This window comes from Stenotrophomonas sp. HMWF003 (genome assembly GCF_003061285.1).
Taxonomy (GTDB): domain Bacteria; phylum Pseudomonadota; class Gammaproteobacteria; order Xanthomonadales; family Xanthomonadaceae; genus Stenotrophomonas; species Stenotrophomonas maltophilia_AP.
Window position 1 is genome coordinate 12,606 of the sequence record NZ_QAIW01000187.1, and the last position, 2,179, is coordinate 14,784.

The window sequence follows — 2,179 nt, forward strand, 5'->3', positions numbered from 1 at the left end:
GGGCGCCGGGGGCGAGCGCGAGGAACTGGCTGCGGACCTGGTCGCGCTCCTGCGGCGGGGTGCGCTGCGCCACCAGGCTGAGCTGGGCCAGCTGGTCCAGGCTGAGCTGGCGCAGGATGGCCAGCGCCGGTTCGCGCTGTTCGGCCGGCAGGTAGCCGAACAAGCCCTGCAGCTTTGGGAAGGCCTGCCCCAGTTGCGGTCCCAGCAGCCAGCCGTCGCGGAAGCGCTGGTCCTGCGCGTCGAAACGCGCGCGCAGCGCCTGCTGCTGGGCCGGCGGCAACGCAGCCATGCGCTGGGCGGCGTCGCGGATGCGCGCCCGCTCCGGTTCCGGCAGTGCCTGCCAGGCGGCGTAGCGGCGGCGCAGTTCCTGCAGTTGGGCCGGGTCGAGCGCGGCGCGGGTGGCCGGAATGGCCGGCGCGGTGGCGGGCGTGGCGACGGCCGGCGTTGCATCGCGTTCGGGCAACGGCAGCGGTTGGGAGGCGGCGTTGGCCAACGTGGGCACGGCCAGCAGCAGCGCCATGCGCAGGAGAAGCTTATTCATCGGTGCTGGTCTCCAGCCCGGCCGCCGCCGCTTCGGGGCGGCTGGGCTGCGGCTGTGATTCATCCACCGGCACCGGCCCGCCGGCGGCCGACCAGGCATACAGGTCGGCATCGCGCGCCAGGGGCAGGTCCGGGTCGGCCAGCATGGCTGCATCGGTGGCGGCATGGGCCGGATCGGCCGGCGCGGTCACGGGCACGTCATCGGCCGGCAGGGCTTCCACCTGTACCGGACCGGCGTCTGCCACGGCGCCGGCGGGCGCAGTGGCGGCCGGGTCGGTCGCGGTGCGGGCATGTTTCCACCAGGCTGCGCCACCCAGCAGCACGCCGGCGGTGACCACCACGATCAGCAGCCCCTTCCAGGGGAAGCGGCGCCCGCCCTGGCGGCGCGGGCGGGCACGGGCCGGCGTGGCATCGGCCTTGTGCGGAGTACGCCAGGAGGCGGCATCGTGGCTCGCCGGGGTCGGCGCCGCCACCGGCTGCTGCAGCTTCTGCAGGCGTGACAGCGGCAGGTCGCGCAGGCGCTGCTGCACCTGTTCGGCCAGTGCGCGCCAGCCGGCCGCATCGGGATGGCCGTGCGCATCGCGCGGGCACGCGTCGGCCAGCGCCTGCTGGTAGTCGGCCACGGGCAGGTCGAGGATCTGGGCCGCGGCCGCTTCATCCAGCCCGCCGCCGATGCGCAGCAGCAGCGCCAGCCGTGCCGGCGGCGGCAGGGCCTGCAGGTGGCCAAGGCCGTCGGCCCAGCGCCCGCCCTCGGCCGGCATGCGGATGGGGGTGCGGTGGGCCAGCAGGATCCAGAATCGGTCGGGCCATTGCGCCATCGGCACATCGCTGGCGATACCGGCGAACGCCCGCATCACCGCCACCAGCGCCTGCTCGGCCACGGCCGGGTCACCGCATTGCAGCTCGGCCACCACCAGGGCGCGGCGCTCAACGCCGCGCAGGAACGCCGACAGCGCGCCGGCTGCGGTTGAAGAAAGGGGGGCCGTCGCAGCCGTCATAGCAACTCCATCATTTGCGGAAATGATAGCGATTGCGCGGCCGATCCGGCGTGCCGATATAGGCAGCGTGTGAAGACCGAGCAGCCAGAGTGCTGCTGTCACGGGCGCAGGTTGTGCACAGCATCAAGGAAATCCCGGGTGCAACCGGGTGTGATAGGCATGCGATGCATGTTTCAGCTTTGTTTCACAGCTATCTCATTGAATTTTATGGATATAGTTGTGTGGCTATTTTTTGACCAAGTTGAGGGAGAGGTCGGAACTTCCTGACGCACGGCCCGGAGATCGAGAGTGGCGCACAGACTTATCCACAGAAGATGTGGATAAGCCTGAATCTCTCGACGGGACAGATATTTAGCCGCTATTTAGGTTCGCGCAGTGGACCTCACAAGCGTGTTCAGGGTCGCTGCCGGGGCGGGAACGGGCCGCTACACTGCTGCGATGCCCAGTTCCGATCCGGCCCCCACCCTGTCGCTGACCGGTGGCCCCACGCCCCAGCTGAATGCGCCGACCGTGCAGGTGGCGCTGCCGCTGCCCCTGCCCCAGTGGTTCGATTACGCCCCGCCGCCGGGCGAGCCGCCGCAGGCCGACATGGTCGGGCGCCGGCTGCGGGTGCCGTTTGGCTCGCGCGAGCTGGTCGGGGT

At 71.2% G+C, this 2,179-nt stretch carries 3 protein-coding genes; 1 reads left to right on the forward strand and 2 read right to left on the reverse strand.

The annotated features are described in order from the left end of the window. Positions 1 to 541 (reverse strand): DUF3106 domain-containing protein (locus tag DBR34_RS07570; RefSeq protein WP_128096333.1); only part of this gene is annotated, 541 nt, incomplete at its 3' end. Beyond that, entirely contained in the window at positions 534 to 1,538 is a 1,005-nt protein-coding gene (locus DBR34_RS07575) for a hypothetical protein (RefSeq protein WP_128096332.1), read from the reverse strand. The genes DBR34_RS07575 and DBR34_RS07570, both read right to left, overlap by 8 nt. A 438-nt stretch (positions 1,539 to 1,976) precedes the next feature. Here DBR34_RS07575 and DBR34_RS07580 point away from each other — a divergent pair. Continuing rightward, a partial coding sequence (locus tag DBR34_RS07580) for a hypothetical protein (protein WP_146186792.1) occupies positions 1,977 to 2,179 on the forward strand: 203 nt, incomplete at its 3' end.

Bases quoted from the DNA above. Each gene is read 5' to 3' on its own strand.
- DBR34_RS07575 (WP_128096332.1), bottom strand. From the start codon at position 1,538: ATGACGGCTGCGACGGCCCCCCTTTCTTCAACCGCAGCCGGCGCGCTG.